Here is a 25,445-nt window from a genome sequence, read left to right on the forward strand (position 1 = left end):
TAGCTCACGGTCAAAAGGTCTTGATCAACGCAACGGAGGCTGCGACGTCGCTGTATGTGCTCAAGTCATAGTTGGAGAACAGTCTCCGATATTCGCCCGTCACACTCACAGCAAAATCGCTGCGTAGCGGTACTGTCAGAGTTGCACGCACGAATCCCTCATCGTCCTCCTGTGCTTCCGTCGCGCTGACGACTGGATCCGCGCCCTGAAAAGTTCGATGCAGGTAGCCTACATCCAGAGACGCGGACCAACTATGAGGTAGTGTTGGCAGCAATGAAGCAAACTGAACGGTCGCACCAGCGCTACCGCCAATTTCCCAACTCTGTCGCCAAACGCTCTTGGCTTCTTCAAAATCTCCAAGAACTGTCACACGAGCAGAAAGGGCACCCGTGAGTTGATGGGTGAGTGTCAGATTGCCCTTCAGCTGATATCCGGCACGGTCTGACAACGTCGGATTGGTGGCCGTGTCGTTATACCAGCGACGGCGAAACTCAAGCTTTCCGGAAAGCTCCGTCTTATCTGCTGGCCTTAGTGCGATCCGAGTGCCACCGCCCAAAGCAGCACTATAATTTGCATAATCCAGATGGACACCGCTAACGATACCATAAAGACCCAAGCGGCCACTGCCGATGCCAAACCTTGCGAGGTTTAGAGAAGGACCGAAGGTGACCTCCGACAACACGGTGTCGAGTCGACTGACATCGCGATAGTGGGATCCGTAGGCAAGGAAGTCTGCCTCCAGTGCGTCACCCTGCGTTCCCAGATCGTATCCCAGATGACCGGTAGAAACACCGTAAAGGTTGACATCGGCGCGGCCCGTCGAGGTCTCATCAAGTAAAAAGGTGCTGCCATTCAGGGAAATCGCTCGGCTACCCGGGGCTGCATTGGCGTTGCTCTGCACCCGAACACCCGCCAACAGCATGGCCTGAAAGTTCGTCGTTTCCTCCGAGGCGTCGATGGCGGTTAGGAACGACCGAACCCGAGATTCGACTTCTTCTGGAACCTCAGGCCCGCTAATGGCAGCAGTGAAATACTGCCGGGCCATTTCAGATGCCCCAATTCGGTAATACAACACACCGAGTTCAAGCTGAACGCGTGCCAGTCCCGGCGCAAAGATCAGCATTCTTTCAAATGTGCTGACTGCAGCTTCAAAATCGCCCAGCTGCGCAGAGACGCTGGCGTATTCGAAGGCAATATCCAGATTATCTGGCTGTACCAGCATTGCGCTCAAAAGCTGCTGCTGACGTGCCGGGAGAGTGGCCGTTCCCCCTTCCACCGTCTGGGCAGATGCAGGCACGATCAAGCTTGAGAGACCTAAGTAAAACAATAAGCATACACGACTAATCCAAGCGACAAAAGAATGCCATGTCAGACAACGTGCATATATCCCTGTTCTGCGTACAAATGCCTTCATGCGGAAAACTAAGATCTTAAATTGAAAAGAATAGAAATTAAGGAATACACAGAGAAGCACTGCATTCAAGATAAAATAAGGGCGCACCGAAATGAACTGGCGCGCCCTGAAAATTTCGATATTAAGTAAAAGCGATATTCCTAATGATACCCCGACTTACTTGATTACAATACGACCATCCGTGAAAGGCTTGTAACCGTTTGACTTGGCGATAAATTCGGCAACGACCTTTTCCAGGTTCGGGCCGTAGTCATAGGCTTCCTCGCCCTTTTCATCAAAGACAGAGTATCCGTCACCGCCGCCGCGCATGTAATTGTTGGAAACAACACCGTACACTTTTGCAGGATCAATCGGTGCCCAGGAATCGCCAGAACCAACCATCACATCGCCGATTCGTTCACCTGCAGGCTTGGAAGCGTCAACGCTGAACTTGAGGCCCGCAACCTGCGGGAAACGACCAGCGCCCTCTTCGATCTGCGAGACACCATTCTCCAAGGCTTCCACCACACCGGAGCCCGGCAGCAGGAAAGTCGCCAGGGTATTCTGGAATGGCAGCACCGTCAGAACTTCGCCCATGGTAATGTCGCCACTGTCGATGGAGGAGCGCAGTCCGCCACCGTTTTGAATGGCAATCTGAACGCCCTGCGCTTTCACACGGTCAAGCATGGCTTCGGCCACCAGATTGCCCATTGAGCATTCCATCGCACGACAGACGTCGCGAGAGCCTTCAATTGCCTCGGAGGTATGACCGATGACTTCCTGACGGATCTCATCCAACGGTTCGGCAAGCTGTTTGATGCGGTCCTTCAACTCGGCGTTTTCGACGATCTGCCCATCAACGACGATCGGCTCTCCAACGGCTTCGGTCACAACGCCCGCATCATCAAAGGTGACATTCAATTCGCCCAAGAACTTGCCGTAGGCATAGGCCTGCACGATGGCTGTCTTGCCGCCCTCCGGCGTATCGACCCAGGTCGGATAGGCACCCTTGGCCTTATCCGAGGTGTTCGACAGGTAGGTGTTCGAGTGCCCACCGACGATCACGTCAATTCCGGAAACACCGGCCGCCAGGGCCTTGTCGACTTCATAGCCAGAGTGGCTGAGCACAACGATCTTGTTGATGCCTTCAGCGCTGAACTTTTCGATTTCGGCCTTAACCGCTGCAATCGGATCCGAAAAGCTGACGTTGGGACCCGGGCTGGACAACTCATGTGTGTCTGCGGGTGTCAGGCCGATGAGACCGATCTTCTCGCCGTTCTTTTCGATCACGGTCGACGGCTTCAACACGTCTGCGAGCTGCGGCTCCTTGGAGACATCTGCGTTGGACAGCAGGATCGGGAAACCGACCGCGTCCATAAAGCCGCGCAGAACTTCAGGGCCATCGTCGAATTCGTGGTTGCCCACGGTCATCGCATCATAGCCGAGCGTGTTCATCATCTCGGCGGCGACTTTACCCTTATAGTAGGTGTAGAAGAGCGACCCCTGAAACTGGTCACCACCGTCCACCAGCAGGGAATTGTCGAGCGCCCCACGACGCTCCTTGATCAAAGTCTCAAGGCGTGCAGAACCACCAAAGCACTTGCCCTCGGCATCGTCTTCCTCACTGCAGCCGCTGTCATACTTGTTGATCGGCTCGATCCGGCTGTGGAAGTCGTTGGTGTGCAAGATGGTAATCTTGTAGTCGGCCAAGGCCGCTGAAGACAGAAGTGTGCCGGCTGCCAGAGCGGCCACCCCCCATTTGATAGACATACCCATTTCAATCACCTCATCTTTCAGGCTCGCTCGCCCTGAACGCGCAGGGTCTGCTGCCCCCCTTGACGCATCATGCTACCATGCAGTTACAACGATTTTTCGTCGCACCTGCACCGGAGAAAACACAGCCAGACCCGTCAGCTGCTCGCCGGCAAAGACGCATGCACTAAGGGCGCAGGTCAGCCGCTTTTTTACTCGAACAGTATGGAGGTGATTATTTTTTCACGACAAGACGTTTTTTTCACCGCCCAGTCCAAAATTATGCCAATTTCTATTAAGTATATGAAATATAATAATATTAAATGTTAGCCGAATAATCTCTCTAATTCACAGCCCACCTTGATCATCGTCATCAAGATCGTCCGTTTCCACCACTGGCACAGTATAGCTCTCGGTAAACCAGCGATTGAGATCGACCTTGCGACAGCGCTCTGAGCAAAAAGGAAAGTCCTCCTGGGTCGATAGCTTAGAGCAGATCGGGCAAGGGCGCATGGTCCGCGAAGGCTTGTTTTCAGCGTCACTCATGGTCCGCAATCCTTACAGAAGTTGTTTGAAGCCACCTGAGGCTACACGACTGCAGGCAGCGACTTGAGGCAGAGTATCAACACTCAACTGGCGGATGTCACCCAGTTCCGGTGGACCGGGTAGCCGGCCCCAGACAGCAGATTTACGGTTTCAATCAGAGGCAGACCGACCACGCTCGGATAAGAGCCCGTCAGCTTGACGACGAAGCTGCCTGCAAGTCCCTGGATCGCATAGCCGCCAGCTTTGCCACGCCATTCGCCGGAAGCAATGTAGTCGTCCATATCCTGACGCGACAGGCGCTTGAAGCGAACACGTGTTTCGACCAATTTGGTGCGCACCCGTCCATCAACGTCAATGACGCAGACACCGGTAAACACCCGATGACCGCGCCCCGACAGTAGTGAAAGACAGGCGAGTGCCTGATCACTGTATTCGGCTTTGGGCAGAATTCTACGGCCTACACCGACCACCGTATCGGCGGCCAGCACGATGGAATGGCGCAACTCGTCGGACCGTTCCGCGATGGCATGCACCGCCTTGGCCTTTTCTCTGGCGAGACGCAAGGCAAGCGCGCGCGGCGCTTCCAGCTTCTTTGGAGTTTCATCGACATCGGCCGGCATCAGGACATCCGGCTCAAGGCCGATCTGCTGCAAAAGCGCAAGCCGTCGTGGCGATGCGCTCGCCAAAATCAGCGAGGGGACCTTGATCATGTCTGTCCGTTGCTATTCTGGTGCCTATCCGGTCGGTGAAACCTGCCGGACTTACTTGAAGCGGTAGGTGATCCGACCCTTGGTCAGATCGTAAGGGGTCATTTCGACAAGAACCTTATCACCCGCGAGAACGCGAATACGGTTCTTGCGCATACGACCAGCTGTATGAGCAATGATTTCATGTTCATTTTCGAGTTTCACGCGAAAAGTCGCGTTGGGCAGCAGTTCCGTGACGACGCCCGGAAACTCCAGTGCTTCTTCTTTTGCCATTTGGTATCCTGGTTAAGGCGATCAATTGAGCGGCGAACCTAGCGGATCACTTCAACAAAGTGAACCGTTCATTTCCGCGTCTGTGAGGGGCATATACAAGGGTTTTGGGATCAGGTCCAGTTTGCCTTGGGACAAACCGGTTTGCAGCGCTCCAAGGGGCCCACTTCACCCGCTCGGTGGTGGTGTCCAGTCCAGCCGTTTCTTGATCCGCGCCATCAGTTGAGTGCGAATACCGCGATAGGCATCCAGGATCTGCGACCGGCTGCCCGTGGCAAGCGTCGGGTCCATCGTCGGCCAATACTCAACGTCCACCGCATCCGTACGGGTCATCTCAAGTGCCGCATGGTGGGCTTCAGGAGCCAGGGTGATGACCAGATCAAAACCGGATTCAGCCAGGTCCTCAAGTGTCTTGGGCTTGTGCTGGCTGGTGTCCATGCCAACTTCCGCCATCACACTGTCGACAAAAGGATCCGACACCCCCTGCCGCACGCCGGCCGAACGGACATAGATCTGCGAGGGGAAGAGCGCACGGGCTATCGCGGCTGCCATCGGCGAACGCACTGCATTCATGCCACAGACGAACAGCACCGAGGTTGGACGCCTCTTGATGGGTTCACCGCTATCGGGCGACACGAGGCTCTAGCCCTTCCAATGCAAGGCGTAGACAAGGGTAAACAGGCGTCGGGCCGTGCGGACGTCGATTTCAACCTTACCTTCCAGACGTTCCTGAAGAATGCTCGCGCCCTCGTTGTGCACACCACGGCGCCCCATATCGATGGCTTCGATCTGGCTTGGTGTCGAGCGGCGGATCGCGTCGTAGTAGCTCTCACAGATCATCTGGTAGTCCTTGACGATCCGGCGCAATGGCGACAGCGACAGAACATGAGTGACCACCTCTTCGCCGCTGGCACTCTGGATCTGGAAAATCAATTTCTTCTCAATGACCGAGATGCATAGAACGTATGCGCCAGCGGGAAAGCCCACCGGCTGAAAGGTATTGTCCTCAATCAGATCATAGATAGCGACGGCTCGATCATGCTCCACATCCGCTGTGGAACGGGCAATGGAGGCAGTGTCGAGCACCACATCGATCAGATGAGCACCTCTGTCTTCGCTTACTTCCGCCTCGCTCATCGCAACTCCTTGTCCCAATGTGCGACTGCCTCCACAGTCTATATCCGGACGCAAAACCGCTCCGGCTCACCCACCCTGCTAGAGGTTGAGCCGGATGGCAACAGATCTCGCATGACCAGAAAGACCTTCCGCTTCACCCAACACCACGGCCGACGGGCCGATCTGGCGCAGATTATCCGCAGTGCACTTCAAGATGGACGTGCGCTTGACGAAATCGAGAACAGACAGTCCAGAGGAGAACCGCGCAGAGCGGGCCGTCGGGAGAACGTGGTTGGAACCGCCGACATAGTCGCCTATTGCCTCCGGCGTATGGGCGCCGATAAACACCGCGCCTGCATTGCGAACCTTCTTCAGCAGCACTTCTGAATCGGCCACCGCCAACTCCAGATGCTCAGGCGCAATACGGTTGGACAGAGGCATTGCCGCCTCGATGTCGTCAACAACGATAATCGCACCGAAGTCGCGCCAGCTTGCTCCAGCAATATCAGCTTTTGGAAGGGTCTTGAGCTGACCTTCCACGGCCACTTCAACAGCATTTGCAAGGTCTGCGCTGTCGGTGATCAGGATGGACTGCGCGACCTCGTCGTGCTCGGCCTGGGCCAGCAGATCAGCGGCGATCCATTCCGGATTTGCGCTGCTGTCGGCAATCACCAGAACTTCCGACGGACCGGCGATCATGTCGATGCCAACGGTGCCGAATACACGGCGCTTCGCAGCTGCCACAAAAGCGTTGCCAGGACCGACAATCTTGGACACTGGTGCGATGGTTTGCGTGCCATAGGCAAGTGCGGCCACAGCCTGCGCGCCCCCAACACGGTAAATCTCCGTCACACCGGCAATATGCGCTGCGGCCAGAACCTGCGGGTTGAGAACGCCGTCGGGGCTTGGAACCACCATTGCGATGCGCTCAACGCCAGCAACCTTGGCCGGCACGGCATTCATCAGAACCGAACTGGGATAGGAGGCAAGACCGCCGGGAACATACAAGCCAACGGCCTCAACCGCCGTCCAGATGGAGCCGAGCTCAACCCCAATCGGATCGGTATACCGATCGTCCTTGGGCATTTGGCGGGCATGGTGAGCATGAATGCGCTCCCGCGCCAGTTCCAGAGCATCAATTGTGGCCTGTGGCACCTGCTGGAGCGCAGCGGCAATCTCTTCTTCGGAAACCCGCAATTCCTCCATGGAAGAGACAGTCAATCGATCAAACTTCGCCGTATACTCCAGAACGGCCGCATCGCCACGCTTGCGAACATCCTCCAGGATGTCCCGCACGATGTGATCCACGTCCTCAGACACTTCCCGTTTGGAAGAAAGAAGCTCTGTGAAACGAGCTTCGAAGTCCGGAGCCTGCGCGGAAAGGCGTTGCGCCATCGTGTCATGTCCTTGTGTGTCGGCCCTGCCACGTCGGGGCCTGTCGTGTCATATGGTGAGAGAATACATCGCGCGGCGCCGCACTTCGCAGTGCCAAGAGCTGATAGTTATCCCAGAAAATGCGTCGGTTTGTTATTCGTGCCCCAGGCAGCGCCAAGATCGGCAAGCTGGACCTCGATGCACTCCACGTCCAGGGCCATCACACCACCACCGGCGAATGTCAGGGTAAGCGTTCCCGCAGGGTCTTCGCCTGTATCAAAGGTGACAGCCAGCAACTCCAGCACTTGGGCCTTGTCGCTCTGCTCGATGTTGCTGGAGCGCATAGATTGCACCCTATGAACAGACAGAGCCGCGCGACGGCGCTCATATTGACCGGTACGTTTGTCTTTGCCTGATGTCCAGACGAAGCGGTTCATGACCAGAACTGCCGTTTTTTCGCGCGGCAAAAAGCGGATATCGCCAACGCTCAGAACAGCATCCTGCACGTGAGCAGAGACAACAGCGAGATCTTCAAGGTCGAGGGCGGCGAGTTTCAGCTGTTCCATGACGATTCTATTGGCAATCCGGGCTTGGGGGACGGGGCGGACGAACGGCAACAAGAGGCTTGCCAGCCAGCTCATCACCCTGCTTGATGACCTACAAGCAATAGGCCGGTTTGACAATCCGCCAGTTGGGCGCACGCCCTCAGCAGTGCTCGTGAAAAAGCCCAGCCCTCCGCAAGGAAGACTGGGCCTGACATTCATCAAAACGACAAGGCCAGATTGGCGGCACCCTGGATCAGCCGGAAATACGCTCGATCTGTGCACCGCATCGGGTCAGCTTGTCTTCTAGACGCTCAAAACCGCGATCCAGATGATAGACGCGGCTCACCGACGTTTCACCTTCCGCTGCCAGCCCCGCGATCACCAACGACACCGATGCGCGCAGATCAGTTGCCATGACAGGCGCTCCCCGCAGGGTCCCGACACCGTCAACGAAGGCCGACCGGCCCTCGATATGGATCTGTGCGCCCAGGCGAGCCAATTCCTGCACATGCATGAAGCGATTTTCGAAAATCGTCTCCGTGATGCAAGAGCGGCCTTCCGCCTTGGTCATCAGTGCCATGAACTGGGCCTGAAGATCCGTCGGGAAGCCCGGGAAAGGCTCCGTCGTGATATCGACAGCCTGAATGCCGTTGCCATTGCGGCGAACGCGCAGGCCATTGGCCTCCTCGGTGATTTCCGCCCCGGCTTGGCGCAGAGTATGGAGTGCACTTTCCAGCAGGTCGCCTCTGGCCCCCTGCAGCAGAACGTTGCCACCAGTCATGGCGACTGCCATGGCGTAAGTCCCCGTTTCGATCCGGTCTGCCACGACGGCGTGATGTGCACCATGCAGGCGCGGCTTGCCCTGAATGCGGATGGTCGGGGTCCCCGCCCCTTCAATCTCCGCGCCCATCGCCTTCAGGCAATTCGCAAGATCGACAACTTCCGGCTCACAGGCCGCATTGACGATCTCCGTTTCGCCCGAAGCCAGTGTAGCGGCCATCATGATGGTGTGGGTGGCGCCAACCGAAACCTTCGGAAAGACAACCTGCGCGCCCTTCAGGCCATTCGGTGCCTTGACGACGACATAACCGGCCTCAATTTCGATGTCGGCGCCCAGCGCGGCCAGACCGTCAATGAAGAAATCGACTGGACGCGTGCCGATCGCACAGCCGCCAGGCAGGGACACCCGGGCTTCGCGGCAGCGCGCCAGAAGCGGACCGACCACCCAGAAGCTGGCACGCATCTTGGAAACAAGTTCATAGGGTGCAGTGGTATCGACAATTTCGCGGGCTGTCAGATGAACAGTCTGGCCTTCCAGCTCGTCCTGCCCATTGCGCTTGCCGTTGACGGAATAATCAACGCCATGGTTTTGCAAGATCTGAGTCAACTGAGCCACATCGCGCAAACGCGGCACATTGCTCAGGGTCAGTGTCTCGTCAGTCAAAAGCGAAGCGATCATCAGCGGCAGCGCTGCGTTCTTGGCGCCAGAGATCGGAATGATGCCGTTGAGCTCTGCGCCCCCAACAACCTTGATGCTGTCCATAAACCCATCCCAAAGGTTAAATGCCGCGCCAGACTTTATCCTCAAAGAGACATCCGTCGCGTTACTTGGTTGACTAAACCCCGCCTCTACACGCTCCGTGTGGCCCACGCAAGGCGAAGCCATGGCGAGATCAAGAGCTGCCCAGGCCCCCACGATGACGGCAGCCAGTTGAGTCTCGCTTGAGCTCTAAGGCCAGCACTCGAGATCTGAGCCTCGATCCCGAACGTCTTACGCCTCATCCCGTCGCGACTTGGCTGCCGCCTTGCGCCGCCGCAGGTTGACCCTCAACGCCTCCGCCAGCCGCTCATCGCGACTTTGCCTCGACTTCGTGCCTGACTTTTCGCTCACTGTCTTCGACTGTCTCTTGACCTGAGTTTGAGCCACAGATTGCTTCGGGACTTGCGCTGCCATCTGAAAAAGCGCCTCAACATCTTGCGGTGCGGAGCCGCCGCCCCCCGTCGCGTCGCTTGAAGAGATCTTCTTTACAGCTTCAGAGTTGTTTCGATCGTCTGTCATATTCAGCCGCTGAGTGTTGCCAATTTCCTGAGCTTTCATTTCATGAAACGCCCTTCGATCGCAAGCCATCTGGCCAGATGGGATACGACACCGGGCTCGTTCGTTATTTCCCCTCTCCCGCACGTTGGCCCAAACATTTGAGAACGAGAAAACCCAGGACCCAGCGTATCGGTTCGAGTTTTATACAGGTTCAATTCCTTATACCCGCTTATCCACAAACCGGATTTCCCGCCAAATTCTGCGCTTTGATATCACCTCCGGACGTTTCCCAAGGCGTGTCGAAATTTGTTTCCCAGACAAAAATGCAAAAACAACAAAGAGCGCTTGCACGGCTTCGGGACTTATGGCAAAAGCCCCTCATTCCGGACGGCATCGCCGCCGGGGCACAGCACTGACTGGCCTTCAAGGTCTTCTGTTTCAGGCACTTAACCAAAGTCCTCATAACAGAATATAGCAGCTCTCAAGAGCTACAAGAAGTCAGACAGCATCGATGCTGCCGTAGCTCAGGGGTAGAGCACTCCCTTGGTAAGGGAGAGGTCGAGAGTTCGAATCTCTCCGGCAGCACCATTTATTTCAAAATGAAATCAATATCTTTTGCGAAGCAGCTGGTTTTTCCTTGCGATTTGCCTGGCATGAACAAGCTGTCACAGCGTCTCTCTCAACACGCCCGACCAGCCCCGAGTTTACTGCCGTCTCCGAGCTGCGACAGCGCGCCAACGCAGTTTCGGCGCAGCACGGATCGCCGCTTGAGAGCGTGGGGTTGTGTGGGACCTGCTTAAACCACGCGCAAGTCGGGGGACATGGCCCGTCCCGCCAAGGCAGAATGCTGGGTCTCGGCTTTTTCCAGAAGTCCCGAGAGGTGCTCACCAAGATAGTCGACAATCGGCGACTGCTTTTTGGCCTGAGTGTAGATTGCCAGGCGGGTCGCCGGCAGTGGCGGAAACCCATCCTGTTCTTTCAGAACCTTGAAGCCATCGAGGATCGCACCAGCAGGAAGCGGACAGATACCGGCCCCCGACTGCACTGCGACCTGGGCTGCGGCGACACTGGACGTCGTGATCCGCTCATACCAATGACGGCCTGCTCGAGAGAGAGCCTTGAAGGTCATCTCCCTGAAGGGGCATGGCTCTGGAAACAAGATCAGCGGAAGCGGATCGACAAGCGGACAGATGTCACTCACCGCCCAATGCAATGGCTCCTCAACGACGCGGTTCGGTTCTGCCTTCGACGGATTGACCAGGGCGAGCGCGAGGTTGATCTCATTACTTGATAGCCGGTCATGCAAGGTGGCGCTGTCGGCAACAGTCATCTGCAACTTAACGTTTGGATGCGCGCGCACGAAATTGCAGAAAATCGATTGCAACTGCCCGGTCGCGTACCACTCCGGTAGGCCCACATGAACGGTGCCGGTCAATTCCGGCGCAGAGAGACGCATGCGCGCCTCTTCGTGCGTCTTCAGGATTTCGGTGGCATGCTGGTACAGGATCCGCCCGGCGGGGGTCAGGTTCATCGTTCTGGCCGTCCGCTCGATCAGCGGTTTGCCGACACGATCCTCCAACCGCCTGAGCTGAGTACTGACACACGGTTGGGTTCGGTTCAATTTGCTCCCAGCATGAGTGACATTTCCGCTTTCCGCGACCGCCACAAATGCTTCCAGCAATTCGATATTGAAACGTCCGATAGTCATCCTGCGCAGCCTCCGCACTTCTGGCCCAGACCCTACGTCCAAGGCACCATTCACGCCTGTTCAGAGGTACCTGGCGCAAGGCTCACCCGTGATTTGCAAGCATAACGTTTCATTATGGGTCGATTCAATTAAAAATTTAGAGGGCCGGTCAAAAGCTCGTATTCCGGGAGCATAGTTTCTTTTCTCAAGGTGGGTATTGCCATGTCCGTTGCGCATACAATGAGCTTAATCGACATCATCGAGACGCCAGAGCGACCAATCACGTTGCAGCAAAAAGTCCAAAAGACCATTGCATCCCATACAGAATTTTCGCTGAACCGGATCGTGACCCAGGACAACCGGGTCAAATATGCCCGACCCGACGGGGAGGATACTCCCCACGACCATCTGAATGAAGTGTTTCAGCTGATGCGTCAGTTGAATGAGGTCGGCGTGAGCTCTCACTCCCTTGGGCGCACACGCGCAGGTGGCATGTCTTTTCGCAAGGCGCTGGAACAGGCCTGCGCCCAAATTGCTGCCGATCTGAACGGACGCGCGCTGGTTTATGTGGAACTTGGACCAGAACCGGTGAAGACGGGATTTGTCCTGAAGACCCTGGCACAGCTCGGTGTCAGCATCGACCGCTATATTGCCGTCGACATCAATCCCAAGTCGGCAGCACCGATGCGGGCCAATCTTGAAAAGATCATCCCCGGCACCCCAATGCAGTTCGTCACGGCTGCCTTCGAGACCATTCGGCTGGAAACATTGCTGGAGCCTGAAGCCCCGCCTGCGCTTATCACAATGCTCGGTTTTCAGGAAGGCAATGATGACCCCTTCACTGTCAATGGATGGCTGCGTGACATCGCCCGGCAAGGTGATCTGCTCCTGTCGGAGAGCCAACTTTATCGCCGCAATGAGGTCTCCAAGATCCCGGCCTTTTATGGCCACGCCGCCATGCAACGGTTTTCCCGCATAGCATTCGAGCAAGCCATAGACCGCACGGCACCGACCTTGAACCGCTTTTTCCTGCTCCCTGTCACCTTTCAGGACGGAGAAAGTGCCCAGGTCGCCATTCTTGGCGAGGAGTTTACTCACTCAACCTATGGGCGCTCCTTGCACGTTTCCAACTTCTGCCTGAAACTAACCGCCGATCAGTATCGTCATTACCGGCAGCACGGCAGCTATTTCGAAATCATCGGCGAGAGTTTTACAGATGACGAGACCCTTCACTTCCAGCTCTCCCGCCGGACTTGAGCCACCACTGCTGAAAGCTCGCGGCCTGACGGCCGCGGGCCTTGCCATTGTGGCGGCAACCTACGGGCTGGCGCGCTATTGCTTCGGGCTCTTTCTGCCGGATATCAGGGACGAGTTCCAGCTGGCGACCGAGACCGTCGGGCTGATCGCCGGCTCGTCCTATATCGGCTATCTGGCGGCAACATTCATCGGGTCCTGGCTGTCGACAACCTACGGCCCACGGTTGCCGATCATTCTGGGGGGGCTCGCGGCGACGCTGGGCATGGGCATCATCGCCCTTTCCACAACCCCACTGATTTTGGCAGCCGGTGTCTTCATCGCCGGCACCAGCCCAGGCCTTTCCTACCCGCCGTTTTCCGACGTTATCGTCAGACACACAGAAAGCTCACGGCAAAACACCGTCTACGCATGGATCAACTCGGGTACTGGTTTCGGCGTGGCGATTGCCGGGCCACTCGCTCTTTATGCCGGGCAGGATTGGCGGCTGGCATGGTTCGCCTTTGCCGCTCTGGCCTTGATGATCACCGTTTGGAACCTGATCGTGTTGCCGCCACCCCAGCCGACGCGCAGACAGCGTTCCATCGGCGTCCCAACACATGTACTGATGCGACGGGAAAACGGCCCTCTGTTCACGGCGGCACTGATCTTCGGAGTGGTGACAGCCATCTACTGGACCTATGCGGTCGAGCTGCTCCATACGCTGACTGACGACCCGCAGGCGCCGATCCTCTTCTGGATCATTCTGGGCGTGGCGGGGATTAGCGGGTGCTTCGCCGGGGGGGTGGTTGACCGGTGGGGGCTGCGACGGGCTTATTTTGCACTCGTGATCCTCGTTGGCCTGGCAGTGGCCTCCTTGCCGCTACTAATCCAAGCGCCCGCGGGGATCTACTTCTCCGCCGCCTGTTTCGGCTCCGGTTTTATCGTCATGACAGCACTCTTTGGCATCTGGAGCATGGGCGTCTGCCGCGACATGCCTTCCATAGGCTTTGGCATGACATTTTTCCTGATCTCTCTCGGCCAAGGCGTGGGGCCAGTCCTGGGTGGCTATCTCATCCCGGTTTTCGGCGAACCAAATCTCTTCCTTGCCGCCGGCTTGTTGTGCTTCAGTCTGGCGTCGCTCGCCCCTGGCAAAAGCTATGCTCCTACCAATTCCGAACAGGCGTGAAGGAGGCATAATTTCCCATTATGACGTAGGGGGTTCCCATAACCGCTATTTGCTGGTCCTCCCCGGTTTTCGCGAACATCATCCCGACACGCCCAGATCGACACCCGATATAGTTGAAGCTCATGATTGTGACACTGCCCCGCCAAGACATGCCTCTCCTTGACGTCGAGTTGTGCCGCGCGATGTTTGAGAAGAACCCGGACAAAATGATCGAGCTGCTGTCAGAGTGGCTGGAAACCAATCAGCTGACTCCAAGCCAGTGGTTCAACGTACCCCCCTATCTTCGGGAAGTGCTGTCTGAGGGGCAACGACACACTCTACCGAATTGACGCTGGCACCAGCCTTCGTTGCGGCACACCAGCGACCTTCAGCCTCGGCGCAATGCCAACTCATTTGCTTCTGAATCTCGACAAAAGCAGCAAATACAAGCTGCATTTCACGCACCGGCTTATGCACAGAAAAGCCGGCACGGGCATTTAGGCTCGCCTCCACGTTTGCGTCATGGTACGGCAACAATCATTTGTTAGCAGGGAAAAGACTTGGGCGGCCTCATCGCCCATCGGCAGTTTTCCTCCCCAGACGATTGGACGAGTAAATGCGCGTTGCGATGATTGGAACAGGCTATGTCGGATTGGTCTCCGGCGCATGCTTTGCCGACTTCGGTCACCAGGTTATCTGCATCGACAAGGATGCCTCCAAGATTGATGCGCTGAAGGACGGCCGCATCCCAATCTATGAACCCGGCCTGCAAGACCTTGTGGCCAAAAACGTTGCGGAAGAACGCCTTTCGTTCTCCACGGAAGCTGAAGAAGCGATCCGCCAAGCTGATGCTGTCTTTATCGCTGTCGGCACACCGACACGGCGCGGAGACGGTCACGCCGACCTGTCCTATGTCTATGCAGCAGCAGAAGAAATTGCAGGGCTGATTGAAGGTTTCACGGTGGTCGTCACCAAGTCCACTGTGCCTGTCGGTACTGGTGACGAGGTGGAAGCCATTATCCGTCGAACCAACCCGGAGGCGAAGTTCGCGGTTGTTTCCAACCCGGAATTCCTGCGGGAAGGCGCGGCTATCAGCGACTTCAAGCGCCCCGACCGTGTTGTCGTCGGAACGGAAGATGACGCGGCGGTCGAGGTAATGCGCGAGCTGTACCGTCCGCTTTACCTCAACGAAACGCCGATCATCGTGACCCGACGCAGGACGTCGGAACTGATCAAGTACGCAGCAAATGCATTCCTTGCCGTGAAGATTACCTTCATCAACGAAATCGCAGACCTGTGCGAAAGCGTTGGTGCCAATGTCCAGGAGGTTTCGCGCGGCATCGGCCTCGACAACCGCATTGGCTCCAAGTTCCTGCATGCCGGCCCAGGCTATGGCGGATCTTGCTTTCCCAAGGACACGCTCGCCCTGTCCAAAATCGGTCATGATGCAGGATCACCCCTGCGGATCGTCGACAGCGTCATCGACGTGAACACAGCGCGTAAAAAGAAGATGGCGGACAAGGTCATTGCGGCCATGGGCGGCGACGTCAACGGCAAGACGATTGCGCTCCTCGGCCTGGCCTTCAAGCCGAATACCGATGACATGCGCGAGGCCCCGGCGATCGATATCGTTGCCAAGCTGCAAGAGGCCGGAGCGGTTCTGCGTGCCTACGACCCGGCTTCCATGGAGGAAGCCGCAAAAGTTATGCCTGATCTGATGTTTTGCGATGGCCCCTACCATGCCTTGGAAAATGCTGACGCCGTGGTGATCATTACCGAATGGGATCAGTTCCGTGCGCTCGATCTGAACCGGGTCAAGACCTTGCTAAAAGCTCCCAAGGTCATCGACCTGCGCAACATCTACAAGCCGGACTATATGGCGGACCGTGGCTTCGACTACACCAGCGTTGGGCGTGCTTACTGACAGGACGCCTTCGCGCCTGACAGGATGAACTCTGGGAAAAACATCAAAACCCGGGTCACTGCCCGGGTTTTTTCTTATTGTATCATTGGGTTGGAACGATCTACCTGGATCAGGCCGGTTCGACCAGCTGTACAAGTCGGCGCAGCGCCAACTCGTAGCCCAGAATGCCACACCCCGCGATAACACCATCCGCGCGCAGCGACACATAAGAGTGATGGCGGAAGCTCTCACGCTTGTGGACGTTGGAGATATGGACCTCGAACACCGGAGACTCGAAGGTGTTCAGCGCATCAAGGATGGCCACCGACGTGTGTGTGTAGGCAGCAGGGTTGATCACCAGCCCGCAAGCTTCATTGCGTGCTTCATGGATCCAGTCGATCAACTGGTGTTCGGCATTGCTCTGGAAAAACTTGAGGCCAAAGCCGAGCGGTTCGACGAGCGCGCGGCAGTTGGCCTCCACATCAGCCATTGTGTCGGAGCCATAAATCTCCGGCTGGCGTGTTCCGAGAAGATTGAGGTTCGGCCCGTTGAGGACGTAAATGGTCTTCACGATCAATCCTGTTGGTTTAACCCGGCTGACCCGAATGCCTGCCGGACATGCCTTTTATCTTCCCACCATGAACCAACTGTCAATTGCAGGGCTGAAGCCGCGCAGCCGGGGACGAAAAAATGGCTATTTCAGGGGATGTGCAGGCTCTGCCAACACGGAACGGGAAGCGGTAATCAATTGATTGCCGCAACCTCACCGCTACCTCCGACCGGCTGACCTTCACCACCAGGCGAGCCTTGCCAGATCTTCTGACGATTGCGGATCTCGCGCGGAGCCGGTCCGAAATAGCTGGCTGTCTTGATGAAATCACGTGGGTGCAGGATGACGCTGGAAATGCGCTGGTAAAGCGCCTTGGCCGAAATCGGCTTCGACAATAGCTCATGCACGCCGAGACGACGCGCCTCGACAATCCGGCTGCGCTCCGTGTGGGCAGTCACCATGATGATCGGAATATAGGCGAACGGGTTGTTCGGGCTGCGGATCATGCGAACCATGTCCGCACCATCGAGAATCGGCATAACCCAATCCAGGATCAAGATATCTGGGTTGGCACGGTCCATCGCTTCCAGGCCCGACGCGCCATCTTCCGCCTCCACAATGCGTCGGGCACCGAAGCCCTGCAACATGGTACGGATGATCGTGCGCATGTAGGCACTATCCTCAACCAGCAAAAATGTCAGCGAGGAAAGGTCCAGGCTCACCGCGTTACCTCCGTGTTCTAGGAAAAGCCTTGTCAGAAAAGTCTGAAGAGAGAGTTATTAACCGCCCAAAGGGATAAATTTCAGTTCGATACCTAGCCATATGGCTAGGCGCCGCTTAAATAGTTTAGGATACCTCTAAACTGAGTTAAAAGTAGAAATCGCGGTACTCTTTGCGCTCGGTCAATTCGCCAGCAAGGAATTCGCCGTAGATTGGTTGCGAAAACAGGCTCCTGTCAGGACGGACATCAAGGGGCCATACATTTGAAGGGCACGACCTGGAGGGGATCAGCCCGCGCAGAACCTGCGCTCATCCTTCCGCGTCAATATGCCAGTCGACGTTCAGACTTCGGGTCACTAGGGTCTGACGGACAAACGCCAGGATAATAGGTTCACTCAATGAACTATAAAGAAACCTTTGAAAACGCGATTGAAGCCCTGCGGGACGAAAAGCGTTATCGGGTTTTTGCCGACCTCGAACGTATCGCGGGCTCTTTTCCGAAAGCCATCTGGCGGGCGGAGAACGGCCTCGAACGCGAAATCACAGTCTGGTGCTCCAACGACTATCTCGGGATGGGGCAGAACAAGGATGTGATCTCCGCTCTGACAGAGGCCGCCCAGACCATGGGCGCCGGTGCGGGTGGTACGCGCAACATTTCCGGAACCAACCACCCACTTGTCCAACTGGAACACGAACTTGCCGACCTGCATGGCAAGGAAGCGGCCTTGGTGTTCACATCCGGATTTGTTTCGAACGAAGCCGCAATCTCGACCATCGCCAAGCTTCTGCCCGACTGCTTGTTGCTCTCCGACCAGCTGAACCATGCCTCGATGATTGCCGGTGTTCGCGGATCAGGCACGGCCAAGCAGATCTGGCGGCACAATGATCTGGAACACCTGGAAGACCTTTTAAAGGCCGCCGGAAAAGACCGCGCCAAGCTGATTGTGTTTGAAAGCGTCTATTCAATGGATGGCGATGTAGCCCCGATCGAGCGCATCGCGGATTTGGCCGATAAATACAACGCCATGACCTATATCGACGAAGTCCACGCAGTTGGCATGTACGGCGAGCGCGGTGCCGGCATCTGTGAGCGCGACGGCGTCATGGACCGGATCGACGTCATCGAGGGAACAATGGCCAAAGCCTTTGGCGTGATGGGCGGTTATATCACCGCCAGCCAGGCGATCGTCGATGCTGTTCGCTCCTATGCACCGGGCTTCATCTTCACCACCGCCCTGCCGCCAAGTCTTGCAGCTGCCGCCTGTACTTCCATTCGCCACCTGAAGTCGTCTCAACGCGAACGTGAAATGCACCAGCGTCAGGCTCAGCAAACCAAGGACAAGCTGGCGGCGGTCGGTCTGCCTGTCATGCCGTCGGAGACCCACATCGTGCCCGTTCTCGTGGGCGATCCGGATCTTTGCAAGAAGGCATCCGACATGCTTCTGGAAAAGCATGGCGTCTATATCCAGCCAATCAACTACCCCACTGTTCCGCGCGGCACCGAGCGGTTGCGGATCACTCCGACGCCGCTGCATGATGATGCCTTGATTGTTGATCTATGCGCGGCACTGGAAGACGTCTGGGAGGCTCTCGGCCTGCCAAAGGGGAAAGTCGATGCCGACTGTCGGATCATCGAATTGGAAAATACCCCGGCACCGGCGATCTACCCTGCCGCCGGCGGATAACGTCTATTTCGCACACCAGGTATCGGAAGGCCGACGATTGATTTCGTCGGCTTTTTTCGTCATCGTCCGGCGAACATCTTTCTGATTGCAGGTTTCGACAATGTAATTAACCTGCCTTTAGGTGCCGAAGCCTATTCTCTTTCGACAATAGATTTTTATAAACTCGACGCAGTGGGCGGCGGGACAGGGCAAAACAGATGACTGTGCCATTCATACCCGGACCGGAAGACAACCGAGCCTCTCCTGTGGGAACGCGCTTTGAAGCACAGCTTCGCGCCGCCTCCGATGTCTCGGACGATGGCCGTGCGCCCAAACGCCGGCGTGAGAGTCTGCTGCTGTTTTCCGGCGTCGGACTTTTGATCCTTTCGGCTTGCATGGTTGTTATCGCGGGCATCGACTAGGTTTAATCCGCCAGATCATCGTCTTCCAGAATACGCCACTTGGCGCCTTCGAGATCCTCATACTGACCGCTTTTTAGCGACCACAGAAACCCGACGAGGCCGACAAGCCCGAGGGCAATGGCAATCGGTATGAGATAAATCAGAACGTCCATCAGATACCCTCCGGGGCTATCCGTTTAAGCTTCCGGCCAGCTGAAAAACGCAGTCGGAGCGCATTCGCTGTCACCACCAGGGATGAGGCCGACATCGCCAGCGCCGCCATCAGCGGAGTGACGAAGCCTGCCACCGCCACCGGCACCGCAATCGCATTGTAGCCAACGGAAATCCAAAGGTTCTGCTCCATCGCTGCGCGGGCTCTTCTCGACAGGACCAGAGCTTCCAACACGGGACGCAGATTCTCGCCCAAAAAGACAGCATCAGCGGCGGCTTGCGACAGATGCACAGCGGTGACCGGCGAGAGCGAGACATGGGCAGCAGCCAGAGCAGGCGCATCGTTCAGGCCATCTCCCACCATCAACACTTTTGCGCCTTGTGCCTTCAACTCTTCAAGATGGGCAATCTTGTCGGCAGGTGTCAGTTGTGCCTGCCAGCTGGGGACAGAGACGCGCGCCGCGATGTCCTCAACCGCTGCCATGCGGTCGCCGGACAGGATTTGAAGCCGGTAACCTGCCCCTGACAAGCACTTCAGAACTTCAGCCGCGTCTGGCCGCAGGGCCTGATGCAATGGCAGGAGCCTCACAGGACGATCTCCCAAACGAACTGCGAGCAAAGAGGCCCCCGGATGCGACCTTAGACAGCGCGCGACCTGCACCGGATCCGCTTCGCAGAACTCCGGGCTGCCGATCCGCAAGGCCATGTCTTGCCAGGAGGTCTGCAGCCCCCGCCCCGGCAGCTCCTCCGCTGCCTCTATCGGTTCAAGTTCGCCAAAGGCCCGCGTTGCGGCCTGGGCCAGTGGATGCTTGCTCGACAGCGCCAACCGTGCACCAAGATGCGCGACCTCATCATCAAGCAGGGTCTCGTCCAGAAGCACGGGCTCTGCCTTCGTCAATGTTCCGGTCTTGTCGAAGACAACGGTATCAACTTCCGCCAATCGCTCGATGGCATCGCCAGAGTTCAGCAGTACACCAGCCCGAAACAACTGACCAGAAGCCACAACCTGCACTGCTGGAACGGCCAGGCCGAGTGCGCAGGGACAAGTGATGATCAGCACCGAAATTGAAATCACCAGGGATGGCTGCCAGTCGAGGCCGGCAAGCCACCACCCGATGAAGGTCAGCGCAGCAGCCCCGTGGACGAGTGGCGCATAGGCCTGCGCTGCCCTATCGGCGATCTGGACATAGGCCGAGCGCGCCTGAGATGCCGTCTCCAGCAACCGATTGACATCATCCAGAAATGTGCCACTGGCGGCCGCCGTGACCAGAACCGTCAAAGCTCCGGCACCATTCAGCGTACCGGCATAGACGGGCTGGCCAGCTCCAATCGGAACCAGCATGGTTTCGCCGGTGATCAGACTCTGATCGAGTTCGGAGTTGCCGTGCTCTACCGTACCATCGACCGGAATTCTCTCTCCTGCGGCCACCAGGACCCTGTCCCCTGACTGAATGCGCGACAGGGGCGTTTCCCGGACGGTTCCATCTGCCCCGATTCGCCCTGCAACCTCTGCTCTCAGGGCCGTCATATTCTCTGCAAACGATCGGGTCCGGCCGCGCATGTTGTGGTCCAGGTAGCGACCAACCAGAAGGAAAAACAACAACATGACTGCAGACTCGTAATAGGCATGCTCCTGATGCTGCGCAGTCTGGACAAGCGAGAGGCCAATCGCCAGTAAAACTCCGATCGCAATCGGTACATCCATATTCAACCGACCTGCCTTCACTGCACTCCAGGCGTTCCTGAAGAAGGTCTGACCGGCATAGGCAACCGTTGGCAGGGCAATCAACGCTGAAAGCCAATGAAAAAAGTCGCGGGTTTCAGGCGTGATGTCGGTGGCATTTCCGGACCAGACAGAGACCGACAGAAGCATGATGTTCATGCCCGCAAAACCTGACACCGCAAGCGCTCTCAAAAGGCGCTGGCCCGCTTCATCCTGACGTTGCCCGTGATGTGCCGGATCAAACGGATGCGCTTTGTATCCCAGGCGTGAAAGCACCGACAGGATTTCCTCAGGCGAGGTTTTCTCCTGCTCCCAATCGACTGAAAGCCTATGACTGGTGAGATTGACACGGGCGTGATGAAGGCCCGGCATCCGTGAAAGACCGCGTTCGATCTCTCCCATGCAGGCAGCGCAGGTAATGCCGTCGACGGCAAGGTCCATGTGAACCAGGCCTCCTGCTGCCGGGGTCATGAAGGCTTCCCAGTCGCGCTGATGCACGCTCACAGTCAGTCGTCCTCATTCTTCAGAAAAAGTCTGTTCTCAGAGCGAAACAACCGTTGATCTCCCCGACGCGCCTCAAGCACCAATTCCCAGTTCCCTCCGGCAAGGCCGGTGGCTGATGCCTGATAGACACCACTTTGAACTTCGCTCAGGGCCAGCGAAACATCACCGCCCTTATGCGCCGGATGTTCCATGACCGCGATGAAATCCAGTCCTGCCAAAACGTGGCCTTCATGGTCCTTCGGCTCGATGCGAAGCATGGCGGCACCGCCGACGACGCGTGTCAGAGAGGCCGACACCAGCCAACCACGTTCCGCTTGGGCACGCGCATCTGCCAGCTCCTGATTGTACGCCTGCCCCGCTTTGTAGGAGCTTTCCACCACCACGCCGGGAAAGGAATTCAGGGCCAGATAAACAAAGACACCGTTGGCAGAGAAGATCACGGCGAAGAAGCCTATGATCCAGAAAAGCACTCTGCGCCCGGTCAAAAGTTTCACGTCGGGAGGAGCCCCGTTGCGCTCGACCGTGGTCATTTCATCTCTCCTCTGGGGACTTTGAAATAGTCTTCGGTGGTCACTACCTCTCCCATCACGCTTTCCGTCAAACGGAAGGTTATGGAGGTGCTTTCTGCAAGTTCGCGCGCATCAGGCACCACGACCAGCACACGCAATTCCCGTGTGCGATCCGGCCCAATCGCGATGACCGGGCGGCCGGCAAAACTGTCCTCGATCCCGACTGCCGTTATTTCCGTATCCGCTGGCAATCCCTCGACGTGCAGCATGAAGTGACGTTCGTGGGTCCGCTTGTTCAAAAGGCGAACCGTGTAGCCATTGCGCACGCCCTTGTCGGACAAGCTGACGTAGATTGGATTGCGATCATGCAGGACGCTGATGCCCGCATAGTCGCGGGTCAGAAGTGCTGTCAGCATGATGGCACTGACACCCACGATGATGGCTGCATAGGCCACCGTACGACCGCGAACAATCTTGTAGACGCTGTCCTTGCCTTCTACCCTGCGCTCGATGTTCTCGTCCGTATCATAGGCAATCAACCCGGAAGGCTTGCCGACCTTCTGCATGACCGCATCGCAGGCATCAATGCAAAGCCCACACTGTATACAGTCCAGCTGTGCCCCCTTGCGGATATCTACACCTGTTGGGCAGGCATGCAGACATTGGTAGCAGTCGACACAGTCCCCTGCAGGAAGTCCTTGCAACTCCAGAGCCTTGTTGTGCTTCAAGGATCCACGCGGCTCACCACGGTCCCAGCGGTAGGTAACATTGAGCGCCTGTTCATCGGTCAGAGCGGCCTGAATCCGCGGCCAGGGGCACATGTAGATGCAAACCTGCTCACGCATGTGCCCGGCCAGCAGATAGGTGGTTGCCGTCAGAATGCCGATCCAGACATAAGCAACGACAGGCGCTTGCAAGGTCGCAAGATTATAGACGAGCGTCGGCGCGTCCGAGAAATAGAGCACCAATGCTCCACCGGTCCACCAGGCCACCATCAGCCAGAGAAAATGTTTCGTCGCGCACTTTCTGACCCTGCTGAAAGTCCAGGGCTGCTTGTCGAGGGCAATGCGCGCGCGCCGGTCTCCTTCGACCTTGCGTTCAATGAAGAGAAACAGGTCCGTCCAGACGGTCTGCGGACAGAGATAGCCGCACCAGAGTCGCCCGGCGACAGCGTTCATCAGGAACAGGGTGACCGATGCGATGATCAGGAGGCCGGTAATATAATAGACTTCCTGGGGCCAAATCTCGATGAAGAAGAAATAGCCGCGCCGCCCTTCCAGATCGACCAGCACCGCCTGACTGGGCGCATTGGGCCCACGATCCAAGCGAATGAATGGGAGGAAGTAGTAGATACCCAGAGTGATGAAAAGCAGCGTCCACTTGATCTTCCGGAACGTGCCATGCACCGCCATCGGATAGATCTTTTGGGCCGAGGCGAACCAATCCTGGTCCTTTTCGGCGCCCGCCCTGTCTGCTTCGGCGCTCATGCCGTTCGTCCTTTTGTCTGAAAGAAAGGATCTCCCTGCCCCTGGGCTGATCCTTCTGTTTGGTCAGTGGGCCGGAGCATGCTGTCCGGCCCACTGACCCTGCTTGTAGAGCCTCGCTGTCCTTGCGACTTTGCGGCGGATCAAATCTCGCAAGGTTTATTCGCGATCAGACCGCCCAAAGCGTCTTGCACGGCGGACTACTGCCCCCCGCCGAAGGAGTGGACGTAGACTGCAAGCGACTTGATGGTGGCCTCGTCCAGTCGGTCCACCCAAGCCGGCATCACGCCGTTCCGCGGGCTATGAACCTGCTTCTTGATGGCCTCCAGGGACTTGCCATAGAGGTAATTCGCCGACATCAGGCTCGGCGCTCCCATCTCTTGGATGCCGCGAAGATCGTCGCCATGACAGGCCGCACAATTGTCTACATAGAGGATCTCGCCCACACTCAGATCGACACCATCCTGAGTTTCCAGACCCGTTCGGGATGCGACGTAGTTCGACACCTGCTTGATCTCATCCCGGCTGAGCAGCTCGTCGCGACCGAAAGCCGGCATCTCACCGAGCCGGGCCTCGTCATGGTCCGACCGGATGCCGTACAACAGTGTTGTGTGGATGTCCTCCAGAGTGCCCCCCCAAAGCCAGGTGTCGTCCTGCAGGTTGGGATAGCCTTCAGATCCGCTGGCACCGCTGCCGTGACAGGGGGCGCAGTTGTCTCCGAAAGCTGCCGCTCCGTTCGCGGCCGCGAACTCCAACAGATTTGGTGTCGCCGGAATGTCTTCCAGAGCAGTCGCGACGATCTGATCAGCAAACACGGATCGGGCAGAAACCCCTTCGTCGTAAGCTGCCAAGGCATCGGCCCTCTGGCTGTATCCCATCACCCCGCTCGTATAGCCGGAGATCAGTGGCCAGGAGGGATAGATGATCCAGTAGCCAACGGCCCAGACAATGCAGGCGTAGAAGCTATAGAGCCACCATCGCGGTAGTGGATTGTTGAGTTCTTTCAGGCCATCCCACTCGTGACCGGTGGTTTCGACCCCTGAAATCTGGTCGATTTCTTTTTTGTGAGTGTCCGACATGGATCAGTCCTCCCGAAACGGGATCTGTGCGGCATCGTCGAATTGCTTGCGGTTCTTGGGCCACAGCACATAAGCGACAACGATGGCGAAGATAACGACGAAGTAGATTAGGCCCCAGGTCTGCGCGAAGCCCGCGACGGCGGTGTAGCTCTCGTTCATGACATCACCTCAAGTTTGCCTTGTCGTCGTAGATGGAGAAGTCCACCAGTGTGCCGAGCATCTGCAGGTAGGCGACCAGAGCATCCATCTCGGTGACGGCTTTCGGGTTGCCGTCGAAATCCCGCACCAATGCTGTCGGATAGCGCTCCTTGAAGGCATCGCTTGCATCCGTGTCGGGATTGGCTTGTCCCAGCATGTCGCGACCGGCCTCCGCAATCTGCTCATCCGTGTAAGGAACACCGACCAGAGCGTTCACCTTCAGATGATCGGCGATGCCATAAGTGTCCAGAGCGGTTTCGGCCAGAAAGGGGTAGCCGGGCATGACTGAGGCAGGGACGACTAAGCGTGGATCTCTCAGGTGTTCGACATGCCAGTCATCGGAGTATTTGCCGCCGACGCGTGCCAGGTCCGGTCCGGTGCGCTTGGAGCCCCACTGGAACGGATGGTCGTACATGCTTTCGGCTGCCAGCGAGAAGTGGCCATAGCGCTCCAGTTCGTCGCGCATCGGGCGGATCATCTGCGAGTGGCACAGATAACACCCCTCGCGGACGTAGATGTTCCGGCCAGCCAACTCGAGTGGCGTATAGGGGCGCACCCCTTCCGTCTCCTCGATGGTGCTCTTCAGGTAGAAGAGCGGGGCGATTTCCACCAATCCCCCGATCGACACCATGATCAGGATGCCGATCAGGAGCGCGAAGGAGTTCTTTTCAAAAACCTGGTGTTTGGTCCAAAGAGACATTTTTCCATCC

At 57.2% G+C, this 25,445-nt stretch carries 26 protein-coding genes and 1 tRNA gene; 6 read left to right on the top strand and 21 right to left on the bottom strand.

Features of this window, described 5'->3' with window-relative positions; all coding sequences use genetic code 11:
* Nucleotides 1–10: 10 nt before the first annotated feature.
* From J0X15_RS09125 to J0X15_RS09175, 11 genes are all read right to left on the bottom strand, one after another.
* Nucleotides 11–1,414, bottom strand: coding sequence for a tetratricopeptide repeat protein (locus J0X15_RS09125; RefSeq protein WP_206939897.1), 1,404 nt, complete (start codon nucleotides 1,412–1,414; stop codon nucleotides 11–13).
* Between the two features lie 156 nt (nucleotides 1,415–1,570).
* Nucleotides 1,571–3,163 (bottom strand): bifunctional metallophosphatase/5'-nucleotidase, encoded by a 1,593-nt coding sequence (locus J0X15_RS09130; protein ID WP_206940213.1) that lies wholly within the window; start codon nucleotides 3,161–3,163, stop codon nucleotides 1,571–1,573.
* A gap of 330 nt (nucleotides 3,164–3,493) precedes the next feature.
* Nucleotides 3,494–3,691, bottom strand: a complete 198-nt coding sequence (yacG, locus tag J0X15_RS09135) for a DNA gyrase inhibitor YacG (protein ID WP_206939899.1) — start codon at nucleotides 3,689–3,691, stop codon at nucleotides 3,494–3,496.
* An 83-nt stretch (nucleotides 3,692–3,774) separates the two neighbouring features.
* A complete protein-coding gene (locus J0X15_RS09140) occupies nucleotides 3,775–4,401 on the bottom strand; it encodes a Maf-like protein (protein ID WP_206939901.1) in 627 nt (208 codons plus the stop codon).
* A gap of 51 nt (nucleotides 4,402–4,452) precedes the next feature.
* Complete coding sequence (gene infA, locus J0X15_RS09145; protein ID WP_068413114.1) at nucleotides 4,453–4,671, bottom strand: translation initiation factor IF-1; 219 nt, start codon at nucleotides 4,669–4,671, stop codon at nucleotides 4,453–4,455.
* Nucleotides 4,672–4,836: 165 nt separating this feature from the next.
* On the bottom strand, nucleotides 4,837–5,304 hold the full coding sequence (locus J0X15_RS09150; RefSeq protein WP_331461899.1) for an arsenate-mycothiol transferase ArsC: 468 nt from the start codon (nucleotides 5,302–5,304) through the stop codon (nucleotides 4,837–4,839).
* Between the two features lie 6 nt (nucleotides 5,305–5,310).
* Nucleotides 5,311–5,805, bottom strand: a complete 495-nt coding sequence (locus tag J0X15_RS09155) for a UPF0262 family protein (RefSeq protein ID WP_206939903.1) — start codon at nucleotides 5,803–5,805, stop codon at nucleotides 5,311–5,313.
* Nucleotides 5,806–5,883: 78 nt separating this feature from the next.
* The gene (gene hisD / locus J0X15_RS09160) at nucleotides 5,884–7,179 is read right to left on the bottom strand and encodes a histidinol dehydrogenase (RefSeq protein WP_206939906.1); all 1,296 of its coding nucleotides are present in this window, start codon (nucleotides 7,177–7,179) and stop codon (nucleotides 5,884–5,886) included.
* A gap of 107 nt (nucleotides 7,180–7,286) precedes the next feature.
* On the bottom strand, nucleotides 7,287–7,724 hold the full coding sequence (locus tag J0X15_RS09165) for a DUF2948 family protein (RefSeq protein WP_206939908.1): 438 nt from the start codon (nucleotides 7,722–7,724) through the stop codon (nucleotides 7,287–7,289).
* Between the two features lie 232 nt (nucleotides 7,725–7,956).
* Entirely contained in the window at nucleotides 7,957–9,246 is a 1,290-nt protein-coding gene (gene murA / locus J0X15_RS09170) for a UDP-N-acetylglucosamine 1-carboxyvinyltransferase (RefSeq protein WP_206939913.1), read from the bottom strand.
* 228 nt (nucleotides 9,247–9,474) lie between these two features.
* On the bottom strand, nucleotides 9,475–9,801 hold the full coding sequence (locus J0X15_RS09175) for a hypothetical protein (protein WP_206940248.1): 327 nt from the start codon (nucleotides 9,799–9,801) through the stop codon (nucleotides 9,475–9,477).
* A 453-nt stretch (nucleotides 9,802–10,254) separates the two neighbouring features.
* Here J0X15_RS09175 and J0X15_RS09180 point away from each other — a divergent pair.
* A tRNA-Thr gene (locus J0X15_RS09180) sits at nucleotides 10,255–10,329 on the top strand.
* Between the two features lie 208 nt (nucleotides 10,330–10,537).
* Here J0X15_RS09180 and J0X15_RS09185 read toward each other — a convergent pair.
* Complete coding sequence (locus J0X15_RS09185) at nucleotides 10,538–11,449, bottom strand: LysR family transcriptional regulator (RefSeq protein WP_206939914.1); 912 nt, start codon at nucleotides 11,447–11,449, stop codon at nucleotides 10,538–10,540.
* Between the two features lie 201 nt (nucleotides 11,450–11,650).
* Between J0X15_RS09185 and J0X15_RS09190 the strand changes: the two genes are divergently transcribed.
* The 3 genes from J0X15_RS09190 to J0X15_RS09200 all read left to right on the top strand — a co-directional run bounded on the left by J0X15_RS09190 (nucleotide 11,651) and on the right by J0X15_RS09200 (nucleotide 15,753).
* Nucleotides 11,651–12,685, top strand: coding sequence for an L-histidine N(alpha)-methyltransferase (locus J0X15_RS09190; RefSeq protein ID WP_206939915.1), 1,035 nt, complete (start codon nucleotides 11,651–11,653; stop codon nucleotides 12,683–12,685).
* A complete protein-coding gene (locus tag J0X15_RS09195) occupies nucleotides 12,645–13,850 on the top strand; it encodes an MFS transporter (protein ID WP_206939916.1) in 1,206 nt (401 codons plus the stop codon). The genes J0X15_RS09190 and J0X15_RS09195 overlap by 41 nt, the downstream gene beginning before the upstream one ends.
* A 595-nt stretch (nucleotides 13,851–14,445) precedes the next feature.
* Nucleotides 14,446–15,753 (top strand): UDP-glucose dehydrogenase family protein, encoded by a 1,308-nt coding sequence (locus J0X15_RS09200; RefSeq protein ID WP_206939918.1) that lies wholly within the window; start codon nucleotides 14,446–14,448, stop codon nucleotides 15,751–15,753.
* Nucleotides 15,754–15,862: 109 nt separating this feature from the next.
* On the opposite strand, the gene aroQ is transcribed toward J0X15_RS09200, so the two are convergent.
* Nucleotides 15,863–16,303: a type II 3-dehydroquinate dehydratase gene (gene aroQ / locus J0X15_RS09205; protein ID WP_331461900.1), complete on the bottom strand. Its 441-nt coding sequence runs from the start codon at nucleotides 16,301–16,303 to the stop codon at nucleotides 15,863–15,865.
* Between the two features lie 173 nt (nucleotides 16,304–16,476).
* On the bottom strand, nucleotides 16,477–17,004 hold the full coding sequence (locus J0X15_RS09210) for a response regulator (protein WP_206939921.1): 528 nt from the start codon (nucleotides 17,002–17,004) through the stop codon (nucleotides 16,477–16,479).
* Between the two features lie 396 nt (nucleotides 17,005–17,400).
* On the opposite strand from J0X15_RS09210, the gene hemA reads away from it, so the two are divergent.
* Both hemA and J0X15_RS09220 read left to right on the top strand, forming a co-directional pair.
* Nucleotides 17,401–18,687 (top strand): 5-aminolevulinate synthase, encoded by a 1,287-nt coding sequence (hemA, locus tag J0X15_RS09215; protein WP_206939923.1) that lies wholly within the window; start codon nucleotides 17,401–17,403, stop codon nucleotides 18,685–18,687.
* Nucleotides 18,688–18,884: 197 nt separating this feature from the next.
* Nucleotides 18,885–19,088, top strand: a complete 204-nt coding sequence (locus J0X15_RS09220) for a hypothetical protein (protein WP_206939924.1) — start codon at nucleotides 18,885–18,887, stop codon at nucleotides 19,086–19,088.
* Nucleotides 19,089–19,090: 2 nt separating this feature from the next.
* Here the strand turns inward: J0X15_RS09220 and ccoS are convergent, their stop codons facing one another.
* From ccoS to ccoO, 7 genes are all read right to left on the bottom strand, one after another.
* Nucleotides 19,091–19,240: a cbb3-type cytochrome oxidase assembly protein CcoS gene (gene ccoS / locus J0X15_RS09225; protein ID WP_206939929.1), complete on the bottom strand. Its 150-nt coding sequence runs from the start codon at nucleotides 19,238–19,240 to the stop codon at nucleotides 19,091–19,093.
* Nucleotides 19,240–21,465 carry a heavy metal translocating P-type ATPase gene (locus J0X15_RS09230; protein ID WP_206939933.1) on the bottom strand — a complete coding sequence of 742 codons (2,226 nt, stop codon included), beginning with the start codon at nucleotides 21,463–21,465 and terminating at the stop codon, nucleotides 19,240–19,242. Before J0X15_RS09230 ends, ccoS begins: the two co-directional genes overlap by 1 nt.
* 2 nt (nucleotides 21,466–21,467) lie before the next feature.
* The gene (locus J0X15_RS09235) at nucleotides 21,468–21,995 is read right to left on the bottom strand and encodes a FixH family protein (protein WP_206939935.1); all 528 of its coding nucleotides are present in this window, start codon (nucleotides 21,993–21,995) and stop codon (nucleotides 21,468–21,470) included.
* Complete coding sequence (gene ccoG, locus J0X15_RS09240; RefSeq protein WP_209015201.1) at nucleotides 21,992–23,461, bottom strand: cytochrome c oxidase accessory protein CcoG; 1,470 nt, start codon at nucleotides 23,459–23,461, stop codon at nucleotides 21,992–21,994. Before ccoG ends, J0X15_RS09235 begins: the two co-directional genes overlap by 4 nt.
* A 197-nt stretch (nucleotides 23,462–23,658) precedes the next feature.
* Nucleotides 23,659–24,537 carry a cytochrome-c oxidase, cbb3-type subunit III gene (gene ccoP / locus J0X15_RS09245; RefSeq protein ID WP_206939937.1) on the bottom strand — a complete coding sequence of 293 codons (879 nt, stop codon included), beginning with the start codon at nucleotides 24,535–24,537 and terminating at the stop codon, nucleotides 23,659–23,661.
* 3 nt (nucleotides 24,538–24,540) lie between these two features.
* On the bottom strand, nucleotides 24,541–24,696 hold the full coding sequence (locus J0X15_RS09250) for a cbb3-type cytochrome c oxidase subunit 3 (protein ID WP_206939939.1): 156 nt from the start codon (nucleotides 24,694–24,696) through the stop codon (nucleotides 24,541–24,543).
* Nucleotides 24,697–24,700: 4 nt separating this feature from the next.
* On the bottom strand, nucleotides 24,701–25,435 hold the full coding sequence (gene ccoO, locus J0X15_RS09255; RefSeq protein WP_206939941.1) for a cytochrome-c oxidase, cbb3-type subunit II: 735 nt from the start codon (nucleotides 25,433–25,435) through the stop codon (nucleotides 24,701–24,703).
* Between the last annotated feature and the right edge of the window lie 10 nt (nucleotides 25,436–25,445).

This window comes from Roseibium limicola, assembly GCF_017313085.1.
GTDB lineage: Bacteria > Pseudomonadota > Alphaproteobacteria > Rhizobiales > Stappiaceae > Roseibium > Roseibium limicola.